Origin of the sequence: Isoptericola sp. NPDC060257 (genome assembly GCF_042726645.1) — a bacterium.
In the GTDB taxonomy this organism is placed as follows: Bacteria; Actinomycetota; Actinomycetes; order Actinomycetales; family Cellulomonadaceae; genus Isoptericola; species Isoptericola nanjingensis.
In genome coordinates this window covers 1-18,129 of record NZ_JBHXAW010000062.1, presented here as the reverse complement: position 1 = coordinate 18,129, position 18,129 = coordinate 1, and the positions used below count along the sequence as shown (strand labels likewise).

The 18,129-nt window shown below is 74.6% G+C and carries 15 protein-coding genes; 4 read left to right on the top strand and 11 right to left on the bottom strand.

What is annotated here, in order from left to right; genetic code table 11:
* Window positions 1-2,619 (bottom strand): Ig-like domain-containing protein (locus tag ACFWEK_RS07575; RefSeq protein WP_430553648.1); only part of this gene is annotated, 2,619 nt, incomplete at its 3' end.
* A gap of 302 nt (window positions 2,620-2,921) precedes the next feature.
* Here ACFWEK_RS07575 and ACFWEK_RS07570 point away from each other — a divergent pair.
* The gene (locus ACFWEK_RS07570) at window positions 2,922-3,419 is read left to right on the top strand and encodes a YajQ family cyclic di-GMP-binding protein (RefSeq protein ID WP_429764848.1); all 498 of its coding nucleotides are present in this window, start codon (window positions 2,922-2,924) and stop codon (window positions 3,417-3,419) included.
* Window positions 3,416-4,339: an HAD family hydrolase gene (locus tag ACFWEK_RS07565; protein ID WP_430553647.1), complete on the top strand. Its 924-nt coding sequence runs from the start codon at window positions 3,416-3,418 to the stop codon at window positions 4,337-4,339. Before ACFWEK_RS07570 ends, ACFWEK_RS07565 begins: the two co-directional genes overlap by 4 nt.
* Here ACFWEK_RS07565 and ACFWEK_RS07560 read toward each other — a convergent pair.
* The 6 genes from ACFWEK_RS07560 to ACFWEK_RS07535 form a co-directional block, all read right to left on the bottom strand.
* Entirely contained in the window at window positions 4,312-5,187 is an 876-nt protein-coding gene (locus tag ACFWEK_RS07560; RefSeq protein ID WP_430553646.1) for a potassium channel family protein, read from the bottom strand. The genes ACFWEK_RS07565 and ACFWEK_RS07560 overlap by 28 nt on opposite strands.
* A 60-nt stretch (window positions 5,188-5,247) precedes the next feature.
* On the bottom strand, window positions 5,248-6,141 hold the full coding sequence (gene htpX / locus ACFWEK_RS07555; protein WP_429764854.1) for a zinc metalloprotease HtpX: 894 nt from the start codon (window positions 6,139-6,141) through the stop codon (window positions 5,248-5,250).
* Between the two features lie 157 nt (window positions 6,142-6,298).
* On the bottom strand, window positions 6,299-7,711 hold the full coding sequence (locus ACFWEK_RS07550) for an FAD-dependent oxidoreductase (protein ID WP_430548116.1): 1,413 nt from the start codon (window positions 7,709-7,711) through the stop codon (window positions 6,299-6,301).
* A gap of 176 nt (window positions 7,712-7,887) precedes the next feature.
* Window positions 7,888-8,997, bottom strand: coding sequence for an NAD(P)/FAD-dependent oxidoreductase (locus ACFWEK_RS07545; RefSeq protein ID WP_430553645.1), 1,110 nt, complete (start codon window positions 8,995-8,997; stop codon window positions 7,888-7,890).
* Window positions 8,997-9,521, bottom strand: coding sequence for an isoprenylcysteine carboxyl methyltransferase family protein (locus ACFWEK_RS07540; RefSeq protein WP_429764893.1), 525 nt, complete (start codon window positions 9,519-9,521; stop codon window positions 8,997-8,999). The genes ACFWEK_RS07545 and ACFWEK_RS07540 overlap by 1 nt, the downstream gene beginning before the upstream one ends.
* Complete coding sequence (locus ACFWEK_RS07535; RefSeq protein WP_430553644.1) at window positions 9,518-10,600, bottom strand: type III polyketide synthase; 1,083 nt, start codon at window positions 10,598-10,600, stop codon at window positions 9,518-9,520. Before ACFWEK_RS07535 ends, ACFWEK_RS07540 begins: the two co-directional genes overlap by 4 nt.
* Before the next feature lie 126 nt (window positions 10,601-10,726).
* On the opposite strand from ACFWEK_RS07535, the gene ACFWEK_RS07530 reads away from it, so the two are divergent.
* Both ACFWEK_RS07530 and ACFWEK_RS07525 read left to right on the top strand, forming a co-directional pair.
* Window positions 10,727-11,602: a UbiA family prenyltransferase gene (locus tag ACFWEK_RS07530; protein WP_430548113.1), complete on the top strand. Its 876-nt coding sequence runs from the start codon at window positions 10,727-10,729 to the stop codon at window positions 11,600-11,602.
* A 64-nt stretch (window positions 11,603-11,666) separates the two neighbouring features.
* A complete protein-coding gene (locus ACFWEK_RS07525; RefSeq protein ID WP_430553643.1) occupies window positions 11,667-12,245 on the top strand; it encodes a prepilin peptidase in 579 nt (192 codons plus the stop codon).
* Window positions 12,246-12,285: 40 nt separating this feature from the next.
* Here the strand turns inward: ACFWEK_RS07525 and ACFWEK_RS07520 are convergent, their stop codons facing one another.
* From ACFWEK_RS07520 to ACFWEK_RS07505, 4 genes are all read right to left on the bottom strand, one after another.
* Window positions 12,286-13,341, bottom strand: a complete 1,056-nt coding sequence (locus tag ACFWEK_RS07520) for a polyprenyl synthetase family protein (protein ID WP_430553642.1) — start codon at window positions 13,339-13,341, stop codon at window positions 12,286-12,288.
* Window positions 13,342-13,433: 92 nt separating this feature from the next.
* A complete protein-coding gene (gene nuoN, locus ACFWEK_RS07515) occupies window positions 13,434-15,191 on the bottom strand; it encodes an NADH-quinone oxidoreductase subunit NuoN (RefSeq protein WP_430553641.1) in 1,758 nt (585 codons plus the stop codon).
* A complete protein-coding gene (locus ACFWEK_RS07510; protein ID WP_430553649.1) occupies window positions 15,188-16,819 on the bottom strand; it encodes an NADH-quinone oxidoreductase subunit M in 1,632 nt (543 codons plus the stop codon). The genes nuoN and ACFWEK_RS07510 overlap by 4 nt, the downstream gene beginning before the upstream one ends.
* Before the next feature lie 70 nt (window positions 16,820-16,889).
* Window positions 16,890-18,129 (bottom strand): NADH-quinone oxidoreductase subunit L (locus ACFWEK_RS07505; protein WP_430553640.1); only part of this gene is annotated, 1,240 nt, incomplete at its 5' end.

Below are 18,129 nucleotides of genomic sequence, written 5' to 3'. Positions count from 1 at the left end.
GTCCTTGATCGTGATCGTGACCTGCGCGGAGTCCTTCTGCCCGTTGCTGTCGCGGACCTCGTAGACGAGGTGCGCGGTGCCCGCCTCGGAGCCCGCCTTGAACCGCACGGTGTCCTCGGAGACGAACGCCTCGCCGAGCTCCGCCTCGGGCTCCTCCTGGAGCTCGTCGTTGAGGACGATCTCGAGGCCGTCGGGGTGCGAGTCGTTCTTCAGCACCGGGATCGTCACGACGTCGCCCGCGTGCACCAGCGCCTTGTCCGCGCCGGCCTCGGGGGGCCGCAGCCGGTCGGGCGCCGGGATGGGCACCACGCGCACCTGGCCGGTCGAGGACCCGCTGCCGTTCGCGACCGTGTACTCGAAGGTCACCGGCTCGCTGAGGCGGCGCTTCTCCGTGACCTTGAGGATCTCGTGGTTGAGCACCGCCACGTCGACGGGCGAGTCCTCCGGCACGGTGACCGACTGCACGACGAGCACGCCGCCCGCCGGGTCGGTGTCGTTGGCCAGCACGTCCAGCAGCGCGGAGCCGTCCGACGGCAGCAGCACCTGGTCGGAGACCACCACCGGCGGTGCCTCGTCCTCCGGCGGCGCGACGACGTCCACGCGGACCAGGCCGAGGGCCACGTTGGGGCCGTCGCTCAGCTGGTAGGTGATGTCGAAGGAGCCGGGCTCCTGCCCCTGGACGGAGAACACCCCGGCGGACAGGTTGTTCGTGACCTTGAGGCCCTTCTGCTCCGTCACGTGCACGAGCCGCAGCTCGTCCCCGTTCGGGTCCGAGTCGTTGGCCAGCGGCTCGATGGTCACCGGCTGGCCGGCGAGCACCGTGACGTGGTCCTGCACCGCCACCGGCGGCTCGTTCGTCGCCACCACGTCGACGAGGAGACGGCCCTCGACCGGCTCGCCGTAGGAGTCCGACACGGTGACGTCGACGATCTTGCGGCCGGTGGCCGCCCCGCCGTCGCGGAACTCGACGGTCCCGTCCGGGCGGAACCGGACCTCGTCGTTCGGGTCCTTCGTCCCCGCGTGGGACAGGAAGAGGTCGTCGCCGTCCGGGTCCTTGAAGTAGGGCAGCACCTTGACGTCGGCGGTGCCGCCCTGGCCGACGCGGAGCACGGGCTCGCCCGACTGCGTCGGCGGGTCGTTCTCTGACTGCGGCACGACCGTGACCGTGACCTTCGCGGTGTCCGTGCCGCCCTCGCGGCCGTCGTCGACCATGTAGGTGAACGTCGTGCTCCCCGTCGCGTCCGCGGGCACGTCGGCCTGCAGCGCCGCGCCGTCGAGCACCCGGTCCACGGCGATCTCGCCGTCGGGGTCGCCGTCGACCGACGCCGTCATCACGTCGCCGTCCGGGTCGATGTCGTTGCCCAGCACGTTGAGCACCGTGGTGCCCCCGGCCCGGACCCCGAAACGGTCGTCCTTCGCCTGCGGCGGCCGGTTCTTCTTGTCCCGGTCGGCGACGAACTGGTCGACCTGCTCCGGCGTCGTCTCCTCGGACTCGGTCTTCTCGCCCTCGTCGTTCTCCGGGATCGTCAGGTCCCAGTCGTCGACCTTCTGGAACTCGTCCGCCGCCATCCACAGCGTGCCGCGGGCCACGTCGTTGAGCACGATGACGTCGCGGTTCACGCGGTAGACGAGGTTGCTGTCAGCGGAGAGCCCCTCCAGGACGACATCCTGGTCGTCGTCGGTCCCGGGGCAGTCCCGCACCACCTGCCCGGACACGGACCACGCGCCGTAGGCGCACGCGCCCAGCTGGACGGGCCGCGCGGGGGTGCCGTTCGCGGTCCGCCTCGTCGGCGTCCCGCCGTCGAGCGGCTGGGAGACCAGCCCGCGCGAGGTCGCGAGCAGCACGATGTCCGAGTCGGGCGACGGCTGCTGCAGCTGGGCCTCGGCGCCGCCGTCGACCTCCACGGCGTCGCCCCCCGGCAGCACGACCTTGCCCGTCGAGCGGTCGAGCACCACGGGCTCCTCGCCCACGGTGGTCACCTGCACGTCGGACCCCGGCTGCACCGAGAGCCGTTCCTCCTCGGGGCCCTCGGCCGTGCCGCGCGTGCTGGTCGGGATCGTCCACAGCTTCTGGTCGGCGGGCGACGCCACGACGACCGTGCCGCCCGTGCTCACCTCGAGCCGAGCGCCCTGGCCCACCTTCTCGAGCGCGGGCTCGGACTTCTCAGGGTCGAAGGACCCCGAGCCGTCGAACGGGAGCACCCACACGGTGCCCGACTCGTCGTCGTAGATCGCGGTGGTGGCGCCGCCCGACGCGACCTGTGCGCCCCCGGGCAGCTTCATCGTGCTGGTCAGGGCGAGCTGCGCCGGGTCGATGGGGCTGGCCGAGGAGTCCCCCGTGCTCGACAGGAGCACCCGCTGCGCGTCCTGCTGGACGTCGAAGCCCGTCGCGTTGGCGTACAGCGTGCCGTCGAGCGCCTGGGCCTGGTAGTTGAACCGGCCGACCTCGCCGTCGGCGGCGTTCGTCACCCACACGCCGGAGTCGTTGAGGTCGACGTCCACCGTCGCCTCGCCGTCGTACCAGAGCGCGAAGCCGGCGAGCCCCGCGCCGAACAGCGCGACGACCCCGGCAGAGGCGATGGACCGACGGTGCTCCACGGCGCGTGAGACGACGCTCATGCGGTTCGGTTCCTCTCCGACTTCGGGCAGGTGCGGACAGCGGCTGGTGCGACAGCCCGCGCGCTACCGTCGCGCCGCGGGCGGAGGACCGGTCTGACCCATCTGGGGAAGTTGCCTGGGAACCGGCTTGATGCATACCTCGGCGAACCCTACCGAAGACGCCCGACATGACACCGGTCGTCTCGATGGGTAGGCCTCCCCATGCATCGCCGCACTACGGTAGTGGGCGAACCCAGCCGTCTGATACGTCGCGTCCAGATCGCACGCCGATCTGAGCAAGACCAGAGCACCAAGGAGCAGTCGTGGCCGACTCGTCGTTCGACATCGTCAGCAAGGTGGACCGCCAGGAGGTGGACAACGCCCTCAACCAGGCCGCCAAGGAGATCGCCCAGCGGTACGACTTCAAGGGGGTGGGCGCGTCCATCGCGTGGAGCGGTCAGGACACCATCGTCTTCGAGGCGAACTCCGCGGAGCGCGTGCTCGCCGCCCTCGACGTGTTCCAGACCAAGCTCGTCAAGCGCGGCGTCTCGCTCAAGGCCCTCGACACGGGCGAGAACGAGCCTCAGTCGTCCGGCAAGGTCTACCGGCTCGCCGGCTCCCTCAAGGAGGGCCTCGCGGGCGAGAACGCCAAGAAGGTCACCAAGCTCATTCGCGAGGAGGGCCCCAAGGGCGTCAAGACGCAGATCACGGGCGACGAGGTGCGCGCGACGAGCAAGTCCCGCGACGACCTGCAGGCCGTGATCGCGCTCCTCAAGGGCGCGGACCTGGACTTCGCGGTCCAGTTCGTCAACTACCGGTGACGGCACGGGCGGGCGGCGCACGCCGCGGGCTGCCGCGCGTCGTCGCGACGGACCTCGACGGCACGCTGCTGCGCTCGGACGGCACCGTCTCCGCCCGCACGCGCGCCGCGCTGCGGGCCGTGGAGGACGCCGGCGTCGAGGTCGTCTTCGTCACCGCCCGCCCGCCCCGCTGGCTGGCCGACCTGGCCGACCTGGTCGGCGGCCACGGCCGGGTCATCGCCCTGGGCGGCGCCGCGGTCTGGGACCTGGGGTCCGGCCGGGCGCTGGACGCCTGCGGCTTCGGCGACGGCGTCGTGCAGGAGCTCGTCGCCGGGCTGCGGGAGGCCGTGCCCGGGGTGGGCCTCGCCGTCGAGACCGTCCGCGGCCCGGCCTTCGACCCCTGGTTCCCCGACGGCGAGCCCGGCCTCGACCGCGGCCTGCGGGCCGTGCCCGTCGAGGACGCGCTGCGCGGCGCGGACGACGCCGTCGCCAAGCTCCTCGCCGTCCGGCCGGGCACGGCGACGCAGGGCTTCGGCGTCGTGCAGCGCGGCGACGTCCGCGACGACGCCCAGGAGGCCTTCTTCGACCGCGTGCGCGGCGTCGTCGACGGTCGCGCCGAGCTGCACTACTCCGGCGCCGCCGGGCTGGCCGAGCTGCTGCCGCCCGGCGTGACGAAGGACGTCGCGCTCGCCCGCTGGTGCCGCCGGCTCGGCGTCGACGCCCGCGACGTGTGGGCCTTCGGCGACATGCCCAACGACCTTCCGATGCTGCGCTGGGCAGGCCGCGGGCACGCCGTCGCCAACGCGCACCCCGACGTGCTCACCTGCGCGGACGCCGTCGTGCCGGGCAACGACGACGACGGCGTCGCCGCCGCGCTGGAGGCCGCGCTCGACGTGTCCCCGCCCGTGGACGGCTACTCCCCGGAGCCGCTCTCCCCCTGAGCCTGTGCGCGCTGCCGGTCGGCGACGAGCTGGGCGCGCAGCTCCTGCACCTCGGCGACGAGCAGGGCCACCTGCGCCTGGCTGACCAGGCCGACGGGCGCCTCCCCCGCCGGTCCGCGCGCCGCGCCCAGGCGGTCGTCCGGCGACGACGTGTCGGTGACCCGCTCCACCAGCCACGACGAGAGCGTCGCCGTCACGACGCCCAGCAGCGCGATGCCGCCGAGCATCAGGCAGACCGCGATGACGCGGCCCGCCGGGGTCACCGGCGTGAGGTCGCCGTAGCCCACGGTCGTGATGGTCACCATCGCCCACCAGAACCCGTCGCCGAGGTTCACGATGCTGGCTCCCGGCGCGCCGCGCTCGGCCTGCGTCACCGTCAGCGCGCCCACGATCACCAGGAGGGCGGTGCCCGCCGCGGCGAACCGCACCACCCGGCCGCGCAGCCGCACGGCGTTGACCCGGTTGAGGCGCACCACCACGGACACCAGCAGCAGCGGGCGCAGCACGGGCAGCACGACCACGGCGAGCTCGAGCGGGTGCCGGCGGACGTAGCGCCACGGGCGGGGCGCGAGCCGGGCGCGCACGACGTAGTCCACCACGAAGAGCGCCCAGGTCACCGCGAGCACGAAGGAGCAGGCGGCCCGCACGTCCGGCGAGGCCTCCGGGCGCGCGATCGGGATGGCGTACGCGACGAGGAACACCAGGGAGATCGCGGTCAGCGGCCACTCGGTCGCCGCCTGCCAGCGCCGCAGGCGCGCGTGACCGGCGTCCGGGTGCGGCGACGGCGGGCGCTCACGCTGCCCGGGCTCGGCCGCGTCGTCCCGGCCGCCCGGCGGGGCTGAGGTCATCGCAGGTCAGCCTGGCAGACCGGCGTCGGCCACGCTCCCCGAGCGCGGCCCCACGGGCCGTCAGTAGCGGGTGATTCCGCCCGGGCCGAAGCCCGTGCCGCCGGCCATCTTCTCCAGGCGGGCGATGCGGTCCGCCATCGGCGGGTGCGTGGAGAACATCTTCGCCATGCCCGCGCCGCGGAACGGGTTGGCCAGCATGAGGTGGGAGACGTTCTGCAGCTCGCGGGTCTGCGGCAGGGGCGCCTTCGCCGTGCCGGACTCCAGCTTGCGCAGCGCCGACGCCAGGGCCATCGGGTCGCCCGTGAGCTTGGCGCCGTCCTCGTCCGCGTCGTACTCGCGCGTCCGGGAGATCGCCATCTGGATCATCATCGCCGCGAACGGCGCGAGGATCGCCATCGCCAGGGCCGCGAGCGGGTTGCCGCCCTCGCGCCGGTCGCCGCCGCCGAAGATCAGCAGGAACTGGGCCAGCGAGGTGATGACGCCCGCCATCGCGGACGCCACCGACGACGTGAGGATGTCGCGGTTGTACACGTGCATCAGCTCGTGCCCGAGCACGCCGCGCAGCTCCCGCTCGTCGAGCAGCCGCAGGATGCCCTCGGTGCAGCACACCGCCGCGTTCTTGGGGTTGCGCCCCGTCGCGAACGCGTTCGGGGCCTGCGTGGGCGAGATGAACAGGCGCGGCATGGGCTGGCGGGCCTCCGTCGAGAGCTCCCGCACGATGCGGTACATCTCCGGCGCCTCGAGCTCCGTCACCGGGTAGGCGTGCATCGCCCGGATCGCGATCTTGTCGGAGTTCCAGTAGCCGACGAACGTCGTGACGAGGCCGATCCCCACGAAGACGACGAGCATGCCCGCGCTGCCGCGGAAGAACAGGGCCCACAGGCCGAGGACCACGGCCCACATGACGCCGAAGAGCGCCGCCGTCTTGAGACCGTTGAAGTGCTGGTGGCCCATGTGTCCTGCCGTCTCCTTCCGTGCGCCCTGCCCGCGCCGGCGCGCCGGCAGGATCCCACGGGGTGAACGCGCCGAGGGGCCGGGCGGTTCCCGCCACCCCACCGAGGTAGCACAGGACCCCGCGAGGTAGCTCGCGGGGTCCGGTACCACCTCGGCGTCAGGAGGACGCGCGACGCTTCGCGATGTCGAGCATCTCGTCGCGCGGCACGACCTTGATGCGCTCGCGGCCGTGCGGCTCGCCCAGCGACTTCTCGTGCTCGTCGAGCAGCACGAAGTCGTCCCACTCGACGACGTCGACGCCGCGGTCGGCGAGGAAGTCCAGGACGGCCTGCGGGTCCGCCTGGGTGGCGGTGCGCCCGCCGGTGACGTCGCCCGTCGCGACGTCGCCGCCGTCGCCCACGCCCGTGACGTCCTCCACGAGGTGGCGGATCGTCTCGGACGCGTCGGACTTGGTGTGGCCGATGAGGCCGACCGGCCCGCGCTTGATCCAGCCGGTGGCGTACACGCCGGGCAGGTGGTCGCCGTCGAGGTCGACGACGCGGCCCTCGCGGTTGGAGATGACGCCCTTGAGCTCGTCGAAGGGGATCTCCGGCAGCGGCGAGCCGAAGTAGCCGACCGCACGGTAGACGGCCTGGACCGGCCAGTCGTGGTGCTCGCCCGTGCCCTTGACCGTGCCGTCGCCCTGCAGCGCGGTGCGCTCGGTGCGCAGCCCGACGACCTTGCCGTCCTCGCCGAGGATCTCGGCGGGGGCGTGCAGGAAGTGCAGGTGCAGGCGGCGGGAGGCCTTCTGCGTCGACGGGTCGACGAGGGTCCAGTCCGTGAGCGTCTTGACGACCTGCTTGGTCTGGTTGGACGACTCGACGGCGGCCATCGAGCCCTCGTCGAAGTCGTAGTCCTCGGGGTAGACGACGATGTCGACGTCCGGCACGTGGCCGAGCTCGCGCAGCTCCAGCGGCGAGAACTTCACCTGCGCCGGGCCGCGGCGCGCGAAGACGTGCACGTCCGTCACCGGCGACGACTTGAGGATGTCGTAGACGTTGGCCGGGATCTCGGTGGGCAGCAGGTCGTCCGCGTGCTTGGCAAGGATGCGCGCGACGTCGAGGGCGACGTTGCCGGCACCGAGCACGGCGACCTCCTTGGCCTCGAGCGGCCAGGTGCGCGGCACGTCGGGGTGGCCGTCGTACCAGGACACGAAGTCCGCGGCGCCGTACGAGCCGTCGAGGTCGATGCCCGGCACCGGCAGCTCGTGGTCCTTGATCGCGCCCGTGGAGAAGATCACGGCGTCGTAGAACTGGCGCAGGTCGTCCAGCTTGAGGTCGACGCCGTAGTCCACGTTGCCCAGCAGGCGGACGTCGCCGCGGCTCAGCACGCGGTGCAGGGCGGTGATGATCTGCTTGATGCGCGGGTGGTCCGGGGCGACGCCGTACCGCACGAGGCCGAACGGGGCGGGCAGGCGTTCGAAGAGGTCGATGCTCACGTCGAGGTCGGTCTTCGACAGGATGTCCGCGGCGTAGATGCCGGCGGGGCCTGCGCCGACGATCGCGACGCGCAGAGGTCGGATGCTGCTCACTGCGGGATACGCCTTCCGGATCGGGTATGCGTGGCGTTCGATTCTAGGAGGATTCTCCTGCGATCGGGTGAGGCTTACCTCACCTGTCAGGGTCCAGCCTTACCCAGGGTGCCACAACCGTCCCGCCATGTGAACGGGTTGTCTTGCAGATCGGTCATGGTTGCTTCGGGCTTTCATCAACGGGCCAGCCGTTCGACCACCGCGCCGTACAGCGCCGGCGCGCGGGCGGCCGCCGGCACCACACCGCGGCGGAGGGGCGACGTCGCCGCCGCCACGAGCCCGGTCGTGAGCCATCGCACGTCCCGGGTGGCCCGGGACCACGCCCGCTCGTACCCGGCCGGGTCGTCGAGGTGCGCGACGGCGGCGCGCGCCTGCGCGAACCCGACCCGCAGCCCCTCGCCCGTCAGCGCGTCCACGTACCCGGACGCGTCCCCGACCAGCCGCACCCGCCCGGCGGTCCGCGCCCGGCTGCGCACGAGCATCGGCCCGGCGCCCCGCACCGGACCCTCCGGCTCGGCGCCCGCCAGCCGGTCGGCGAGCTCCGGCAGGGTCGCGAGCGCGGCGCCGAGGTCCGCGCCCGCCGGGCCGAGCACGGCCACGCCCACGAGGTCCGGCGCCACGGGCGTGACGTAGGCCTCGACCCGCGGGGCCCAGTGCACCTCCACGAGGTCCGTCCACGGCGGCACCCGGAAGTGCCGGCGGAGCCCGAACCGCCGCCGGCGGTCGCGGCCGACGCGCCGGCGCACGACGCCGCGGAGGACACCCTCGCGGGGGCCGACGTCGCGCAGGTCGAGCCCCACCTCCCGCCGGACGCGCGAGTGCAGCCCGTCGCAGGCGAGCAGCCAGCGGCCGCGGACCCCCGCGGCCTCGACCCCGCCGGCGCCCTGCGCCACCGTCCCGGCCCGCCGGGGCAGCACGGCGGCGCCGGCGTCGAGCGCGGCCGCGTGCAGCGCGGCGTGCAGCGCGGTCCGGCGCACACCCCGGCCGGGCCCGCCCGCGAACCGGTGGTCGGCGACCACCCCGTCCTGGCGGTAGGAGATGCCGCGCAGCGGCCAGCCCTGCGGGTCGACCCCGAGACGGCGCACGGCGGCGAGCGTGCCGGGCATCAGCCCCTCGCCGCACGCCTTGTCGACCGGCGCCGTCCGGGGCTCCAGCACCACGACGCCCAGCCCGGCCCGCCGCGCCTCGATCGCCGCGGCGAGGCCGACGGGGCCGCCGCCGACCACGAGCACGTCCGTCTCGACGTCGACGCCGTCGACAGCAGGGTCGGGCGGGCGGCCGGGCATCAGCCGACCTCGGCAGCCCGCAGCGCGCGCTCCTCGGCGGGGATGCGGAACCCGAGCAGCAACCAGGCGTTCAGGACGGTGAACGCCAGCGCCGTCACCCACGCCGTGTGCACCAGCGGCAGCGCGACGCCCTCGACCACCACGGCCACGTAGTTGGGGTGCGCCAGCCAGCGGTAGGGGCCGCGGCGCACCAGCGGCAGCCCGGGCACCACGATCACGCGGGTGTTCCACCGCTCCCCCAGCGTCGCGATGCACCACCAGCGCAGGCCCTGGCTCGCGAGGACGAGCGCGAGCATGGGCCACCCCAGCCACGGCAGGAAGGGCCGGTCGGCGACGAGGACCTCCACCACGCACGCCACTAGCAGGCCCGTGTGCAGCGCGACCATCGCCGGGAAGTGCCCGCGGCCGGACTCGACGCCCCCGCGCGCGAACGACCAGCGCGCGTGGCGCGCCGAGACGACGAGCTCGGCCAGCCGCTCCAGGCCGGTCGCGAGCACGAGGGCGGCGTAGAGCGCCGCGCTCATGCCGCCCCCGCCGCGGGTGCCCGCAGCAGCACCAGCTCGACCGCGACGCCGGGCCCGAACGCCATGAGCACCGCCCACCCGCCCGGCGGCGGCGCGCCGTCGTCGAGGGTCGCCGCGAGCACGTGGAGCACGGACGACGACGACAGGTTGCCCTCGGCCGCCAGGGTCGCGCGGGTGCGGGCCACCGCCTCCTCGGGCAGGCCGAGGGCGTCGCGCACGGCGTCGACGATCTTCGGCCCGCCCGCGTGCACCACCCAGGTGCCGACGTCGCCCGGCTCCAGGCCGTGCGCGGCCAGCAGGTCCTTGACGTCCCCCGCGAGGTGCGCCCGCAGCAGCTGCGGGAGCTCCGCCGACAGCACGATGCCGAACCCGGTGTCCCGGACCTCCCACCCCAGGTGCCGCTCGGTGCCGGGGTAGAGCCGGCCGCGGGCGTCCACGACCCGCGGCCCGGGGCGGGGGCCGCGCGGCTCGACGCCCTCGCCCGCGACGACCACGGCGCTCGCCCCGTCCCCGAAGAGGCCGGACGAGAGCAGGTTCGCGGTCGAGCCGTCGTCCCGCTGCAGCGTGAGCGAGCACAGCTCGACGGAGACCAGCAGCGCCACCTGGTCCGGGTGCCCCGCGAGGTACTCGTGCAGGTGCGCCAGCCCGGCCGCGCCGCCCGCGCAGCCGAGCCCGAAGGACGGCACCCGGCGGACGTCGGGCCGCAGGCCCAGGCGGCCCACCAGCCCGGCGTCGACCGACGGCGCCCCCACGCCCGTCACCGACGTGAAGAACAGCAGGTCGACGTCGCCCGGGTTTACGCCCGCGGCCGCGAGCGCCTCCCGGCACGCCCGCTCGGCCAGCGCCGACCCCTCGCGGGCGAACACGGCGTTGGCGTCCGCGAACCCGAACGGCCGCTCGTACTCGGCGAGCGGGAGCGCGAGGTGCCGGGTGCGCACCCCGGCGGCGGCGTGCAGGCGGCGGGCCAGCTCGCGGCGCGGCCCTGCGTCTGCCAGCAGCGGGGCGACCATCTCGGCGATCCGCTCCTGCGGGTGCGCCGGACCGGGCAGGACGGGGGCGACGGCGAGGACGCGCGACATGCTTCGCATCGTGGCACCGCCGCCGTTCCCCCGCGCGGGGGCCGGTCGTTCCCGCCGCGACGGGGCCTGGCGAGGCGCTTGCGAAGGGGCCCGGCGGGATCGGGCCCCGCGGCGTAGGTTGCCCCCGTGGGCGGCGACACGACGGGGACGGCGCGGGTCACGGCCGCGGCGCGGGCGCGCGGGCTGCTGCTCTCCACGCACCCGGCCCCCGCGGCGGTGGTCACGGGGCTGGCCCTGGTGTTCGCCGTCGGCGTCGGCCTCACCGCGGGCCGTGCCCTGCTCGTCACGGCGGCCGTGGCCGCCGGCCAGCTGTCGGTGGGGTGGAGCAACGACTGGCTCGACGCCGCGCGCGACCGTCGCGTCGGGCGCGCGGACAAGCCGACGGTGACGGGCGCCGTGGCGCCCCGCACCCTCCGGACGGCCGCGTTCGTCGCCCTGGCCGGGTGCGTCGTCCTGTCCTTCGCGACGGGGCTCGTGCCGGGGCTGCTGCACGTCGCCGCGGTCGGCAGCGCCTGGTCGTACAACGCGCGGCTCAAGTCGACGCCGCTGTCGTGGCTGCCCTACGCCGTGAGCTTCGGGCTGCTGCCCGCGTTCGTCGTGGCCGCCGCGGGCGACGGCCGGGTCGTCGCCGGCTGGACGGTCGGCGCGGCCGCGCTGCTCGGCGTCGGCGCCCACCTCGCCAACGTGCTGCCCGACCTCGAGGACGACGCCGCCACCGGGGTGCGGGGCCTGCCCCACCGCCTGGGCCGCCGGGGCACGAGCGTGCTGGCACCCGTGGTCCTCGCGGCGGGCAGCGTGGTGATCCTCCTCGGCCCGCCGGGCCCGCCCTCCGCGGCGTCGGCGACGCTCGCCGGCGGCGCGGTCGTGCTCGCCGCCCTCGCCGGGACCGTGGGGGTGGTGCGGCCGCACAGCCGCGCGCCGTTCCTGCTGAGCCTGGCCGTGGCGGTGGTGTGCGTCGCGCAGCTCGTCCTCGCGGCCGACGCCGTGGCGCTCCCGGGCTGAGCCGGCCGCCACGGGCTGTGGACGGCGCCCCCCGCGCCCCGACGCCGGCGCATAGCATCCGCGGGTGCCCCCGATCCTCCACCGTGCCCGTGCCGAGGTCGCGCCCCATCGCCGCGCGGTGACGTGGGGAGCCGTCCTCGGGGCGGCCTGGGCGGTGTGGGCGAGCGGGCCCGGCTGGGCGACCCCGGCGCTCGTCGTGGCCGCCGTGGCCGGGGCCGCGCTCTGGGTGGTCGACGCCCGCACGCACCGGCTGCCGGATGCGCTCACCTACCCGGCGACGGCGGTCGTCGCCGGGCTGCTCGCCCTCGCGGCGCTCGCCGGAGGGACGTGGGACGCGGCGCTGCGGGCGCTCCTCGGCGGCCTCCTGCTCGGCGGGGCGTACCTGCTGCTGCACCTCGTCCACCGCGCGGGGATGGGGCGCGGCGACGCCAAGCTCGCCGTGCTCCTCGGCCTCGTCACCGCCTGGTACGGCTGGCCGGCGCTCGTCGCCGCGGCGGTGCTCCCGATCCTGCTCGGCGGGTGCGTGGCGCTCGTCCTCATGGTCACCCGGCGGGCGTCGCGCGGGACGGCGCTGGCCTTCGGCCCGTACCTGCTCGCCGGCGCGGCGCTCGCGGTGTCGTTCGCGCGGCTGGCCGCCGCCTAGCCCGTCGGCACCCGGTCGCTCGGCCCGATCGTCGAGCTGGTCACGCCGTCCGGTCGGCCAGCGCCTGGGCGAGGTCGGCGAGCGCCTCCTTCACCGAGCCGTCGGGCAGCGGCGCCAGCTCTGCGGCGGCCTCGCGCGCCCACCGGCCGGCGAGCGAGCGGGTCTCGGCGAGCACGTCGTGCGCCCGCAGCTCCGCGACGACGGCGGCGAGCGCGTCGTCGCCGTCGAGGTCGCCGTCGAGCCGGGCGACGAGCGCCGCGTCCGCCGCGGAGCCCTCGCCCCGCGCGACCCGTTGGCGCAGCAGCAGCACCGGCATCGTCGGCACGTGCTCGCGCAGGTCGGTGCCGGGCGTCTTGCCGGACTCGTCGCCGGACGACGCGATGTCGAGCACGTCGTCGGCGAGCTGGAACGCGACGCCCACCTTCTCGCCGTACGCCGCCACGGCCTCGACGACGGCGGGCTCGCAGCCGCCGAACATCGCGCCGAGGCGCGCCGACGTCGCCAGCAGCGACGCCGTCTTGTCGCTGAGCACCTGCAGGTAGTGCTCCACCGGGTCGTCGTCGGCCCCCGGCCCCATCGTCTCGTGCAGCTGGCCGAGGCACATGCGCTCGAACGTGCGCGACTGCAGCACCACCGCCTCCGGGCCGAGGCCCGCGACGAGCGCGGACGCCCGGGCGAACAGGAGGTCGCCCACCAGGATCGCGACCGAGTTGCCCCACACCGTGTGCGCCGCGGGCGCCCCGCGGCGCAGCGGCGCGGAGTCCATGACGTCGTCGTGGTACAACGACGCGACCTGCGTGAGCTCCACGACGACGGCCGCGTCCACGAGCTCCGGGCGCGACCCGTCGCCCAGCTCGCCCGCGAGCAGCGTGAGCAGCGGGCGGAACCGCTTGCCTCCGGCCGCGACGAGGTGCCGCGACGCGTCGTCGGCCAGCGCGTCCGCCGAGGCCACGGCGTCGTCGAGCGCCGCGTCCACCCGCGTCATGCGCTCGGCGAGCCGGTCGGCGAGCGCCGGGTCGGACAGCGGGATCGCCGGCGGCGCCGGGGGCGGCGTGGGCCCGGGCCGGGGGGCCGAGGCGGAAGGAGCGCGAGTCACTGTCCGAACCTATCCGGCCGGGGCGCCGAACACCGCACCGAGACGGCACTCGGCCGCGTCAGGTCGGACACCCCGGCACGAGCGTCGGGCCGTCAGGGACGGAACTGCGCCGCCTGGCCGACCAGGTCCAGCGCGCCCGCCGGGAGGATGCCGAGGAGCAGCACGCCCACCGCGCACACCGCGATCGCGAACGCCGCGGGGCCGCGCGAGCCGACCACCGTCACGACCGTCCGCGAGACGAGCGTGCGCGTCGCCGCGCCCGTCACCGTGGCGGTGCCGCCGCCGGAGCCCTGCTCGTCGCCCTCCCTCGTCCCGGACGAGGCCGCGCCCGACGACGCCGCGCCCTGCTCCCCGCCGGGCGGCGGGGTGAGGACCATGAGCACGATGACGCGGACGTAGAAGAACACGGAGACGGCGGACGCGAGCACGCCGAGCAGCGCGAGGGGCCACGCCCCCGCCTCGACGGCCGCGGAGAAGACACCGAACTTCGCGACGAACCCGGCCGTGAGCGGGATCCCCGCCATCGACAGGAGGAACAGCGAGAACGCCGCGGTGAGCCACGGGGCCTTGCGGCCCAGGCCCGCCCACTGCGCGAGCCGCGTGGCCTCGCCCAGCACCACGCCGTCGTCGGGGACCGTCCCGACCGCCCTGTCACCGGTGTCGTCGCCCGACACCGTGCGCTCGCGCACCAGCGTCACGACCGCGAACGCGCCGACGGACGCGAGCCCGTAGGCGAGGAGGTAGAAGAGCACGGCCCGCGAGCCCGCCTCGTCCATGCCGACGACCCCGACCAGGAGGAAGCCGGCGTGGGCGATCGCGGAGTACGCGAGCAGGCGCTTGACGTCGGTCTGCACGGCGCCGACGACGGTGCCGATCAGCATCGTGAGGATGGCGACCGCCCAGAGCGCCACCTCGACGTCGTGCCTGGTCGCGGGGTCCAGGCCGTTCGCGAGGGTGAACAGCACGCGCACCAGCGCGCCCATCGCGGCGGCCTTGGTGCACGCCGCCATGAACCCGGTGATCGGCGTCGGGGCGCCCTGGTACACGTCCGGGGTCCACGCGTGCAGCGGCGCGGCGCCGATCTTGAACAGCAGCCCGCTGAGCACCAGCAGCAGCCCGACCACCACCAGGGCCGGCATCGACCCCAGCGGCGAGACGGACGGGTCCGCGAGCACCTGGACCACGCCCTGCAGCCGCACGGTGCCGGCGAAGCCGTAGACGAGCGCGATGCCGAAGACGAACAGCGCGGACGCGAAGGCGCCCAGCACGAAGTACTTGAACGCGGCCTCCTGGCTGAGCAGCCGGCGGCGACGCGCCGTCGCGCACAGCACGTACAGCGGCAGCGACAGCACCTCGAGCGCGACGAACATGACGATGAGGTCGTCGGTGGCCGGGAACAGCAGCATGCCGCCGGTCGAGAACAGCAGGAGCGGGTAGATCTCGGTCTGCTGCAGGCCCGCGCGGCGCGTCTCGTCCTCGTACGCGGTGCCCGGCACGGCGGCCGCGGCCGGCGCGAACGCGTCCTGGCCGGTCGTGGTGCGCTCCGCGACGACGAGCACGCCCAGCAGCGCGCACACGCCGATCACGGCCTGCACGCCCAGGCCGAACGGCGTCAGCAGGTACGACCCGCCGACCACGGAGAGCGCGTTCTCCTGCACCCGGTCCCACAGCAGCCCGACCGCCACGAGCGAGCCCGCGAGCGCCGCCAGGGTGAGCGTGAGCTGCGTCGTGCGGCGCGCCCTCGCGGGCACGAACGCCTCCAGCAGCACGCCGAGCACTCCCGCCGCCAGCACGATCAGCACCGGCGAGACGGCCGCCCAGTCGATGGGCGGTGCGACGAAGTCGTTCACAGCAGGCTCCCCTCGGTGGGCACGGCCCCGGCACCGGTGACGGGCTCGGCCGACGACTGGATCACGGGCGGCGGGTCCGTCTCACCGACCTGCTCGACGGCGACCTCCCCGGGCGCGCGCACGTAGTCGAGCACCGGACCGGGCACGAGGCCGAGCACGAGCAGCGCGCCGACGAGCACTCCGGCCACGGTCTTCTCACGGCCGTCGAGGTCGCGCGCGGACGCGAGCTCCGGCGTCGTCTCCCCCGTGAACATGCGCTGGTAGGTGAGCAGCACGTACACGGCGGCGAGGACGACGGCGGGCACGGCGACGATCACCGCGGCGGGCCAGCGGGCGTACGACCCGAGGAACACCATGATCTCGGAGACGAACGTCGCGAGGCCGGGCAGCGCGGCCGCGGAGAGTCCTGCCACGAGGAACGTGCCGCCCAGGATCGGCGCCACCTTGCGCAGGCCGCCGTAGTCTCCGATGAGCTGGCTCTGGCGCGGGTGCCGCGCGATCGCGAACCCGGCGACGAGGAACAGCGCCCCGGTGGAGATGCCGTGGTTGAGCATCATCAGGCCGGAGCCCGCGGTGCCCAGCGAGGTGAACGTGAAGATGCCCAGGATGATGAATCCGAAGTGGGACACCGACGTGTAGCCGATGAGGCGCAGCAGGTCGCTCTGGCCGATCGCGAGGATCGCGCCGTACAGGATCGAGATCACCGCGAGCACGATGACGAACGGCGCCGCCCAGCGGCTCGCCTCGGGGAACAGCGGCAGGCACAGGGTGAGCATCCCGAAGGTGCCGACCTTGTCGAGCACGCAGATGAGGAGCGTCGAGGTACCGGCCGTCGCGTGCTGCGTGACGTCGGGCAGCCACGAGTGCACGGGGAACATCGGCGCCTTGATCGCGAACGCGAGGAAGAAGGCGCAGAACATGAGCTTCTCGGCCGTCGGGTCGAGCGTCAGCCCCGTGAGGTTGTCGGTGAGGAAGGTCTGCGGCCCGCGGTCCGCGGCCGGCACCTGCAGGTAGAGCGCGATGACGCCCACCAGCATGACCAGGCCGCCGGCCAGCGAGAACAGCAGGAACTTCACCGCCGCGTACCGGCGCTGCGGCCCCTGCCCGAACCCGCCGATGAGGAAGTAGGCGGGGATCAGCATGGCCTCGAACACCACGTAGAAGAGGAACACGTCGCGCGCCACGAAGACCGTCACCATGAACGCCTCGAGCAGCAGCACGGTCGCGAGGTAGCGGCGCAGCCGCACGTGGTCGCCGCCCTGCTCGCGCCAGGCCGCGAGGATCACCAGCGGCACGAGGGCCACCGAGAGCGCCACCAGCAGCAGGCCCACGCCGTCGACGCCGACGGCGTAGCTGGCGCCGATCGGCGGGATCCAGGAGTACGTCTCGGTGAGCTGATGGGTCCCCGCGTCGCCGGTGTCGAAGGCCGCGAAGGCCCCGACCAGCAGGAGGACCTCCACCAGCGCGCCGACCAGCGCGACCGTGCGGGCGGCACCGGCCCCGAACCGGCCCCCGGTGACCGGGCCTGCGGCCGGTCGGCCCCTGCCCACCCCCGTGAGGGCCGTCGCGGCCGCGGCCACCAGCGGCCACACGATGAGGACCGTGAGCCAGGGGAACCCTGTGGACATCATCATGCGTCCCCGTCCTTCGTCGTCGACGTCTTCTTCGGCGTCATCGCCATCGCTCCCGCCACCCCGATCAGCTCGCCAGGACCCACACGACCAGCCCGACGACGCCGAGGCCGCCGAGCATCGTCGCCGCGTACGACCGCACGTAGCCGTTCTGCATCCGCCGCAGCCGGGAGCCGAGGCGCCCGATGCCGCCGGCCAGGCCGAGCCAGCCGCCGTCGACGGCCGTGCGGTCCGAGTACACGAGCGCCCGGGTGAGGTACTGGCCCGGCCGCATCACGAGCGACTCGTTGACGGCGTCCTGGTACAGGTCGACCCGCGCCGCCCGCACGACGGCCGGCGCCGACGGCGGCTCGACCGGCACCGCCGCGACCGCGTACTGCCGGAACGCGAGGAACGCGCCGAGCACCACCAGCACCAGGGTGAGCGTCATGAGCAGCCACACCGGCAGCACCGGCTCGTGGTGCTCCGCGTGCCCGGTGACCGGCTCCAGCCAGGTGACGAACCGGTCGCCGAGGGCCAGGATCCCGCCGAGGAACACCGACCCCGCGGCGAGGATGATCATCGGCCACGTCATGAGGCGAGGGGCCTCGTGCGGGTGCCGCTCCACCGTGTCGTCCGCGCCGTCGCTGCTCCACCGTCGACGACCCGCGAAGGTCATGAAGAAGAGCCGCGACATGTAGTACGCGGTGATCCCGGCGCCCAGCAGCGCGGCCAGGCCGAACACCCACGGCCGCCAGCCCTCGCCGACGAACGCGGCCTCGATGATCTTGTCCTTCGACCAGAACCCGGAGAACGGCGGCACGCCCAGGATGGCGAGCCAGCCGAGCCCCATCGTGATCGCGGTGACCGGCAGCAGCCGGGCGAGCCCGCCGAAGCGGCGCATGTTCACGTCGTCGTCCATCGCGTGCATCACGGACCCGGCGCCGAGGAACAGCCCGGCCTTGAAGAAGCCGTGCGTGAGCAGGTGGAAGATCGCGAACGCGTACCCGACCGGCCCCAGGCCGGCGGCGAGCATCATGTAGCCGATCTGCGACATCGTCGACGCCGCGAGGGCCTTCTTGATGTCGTCCTTGGCGGTACCGACGATCGCGCCGAACAGCAGGGTCAGCGCGCCGACGATCGCGACGACGAGCTGCGCGTCCGGCGCGGCCTCGAGGATCGGGCCGGAGCGCACCAGCAGGTACACGCCGGCGGTCACCATCGTCGCCGCGTGGATCAGCGCGGACACCGGCGTCGGGCCCGCCATCGCGTCCCCGAGCCACGCCTGCAGGGGCAGCTGCGCCGACTTGCCGCACGCCGCCAGCAGG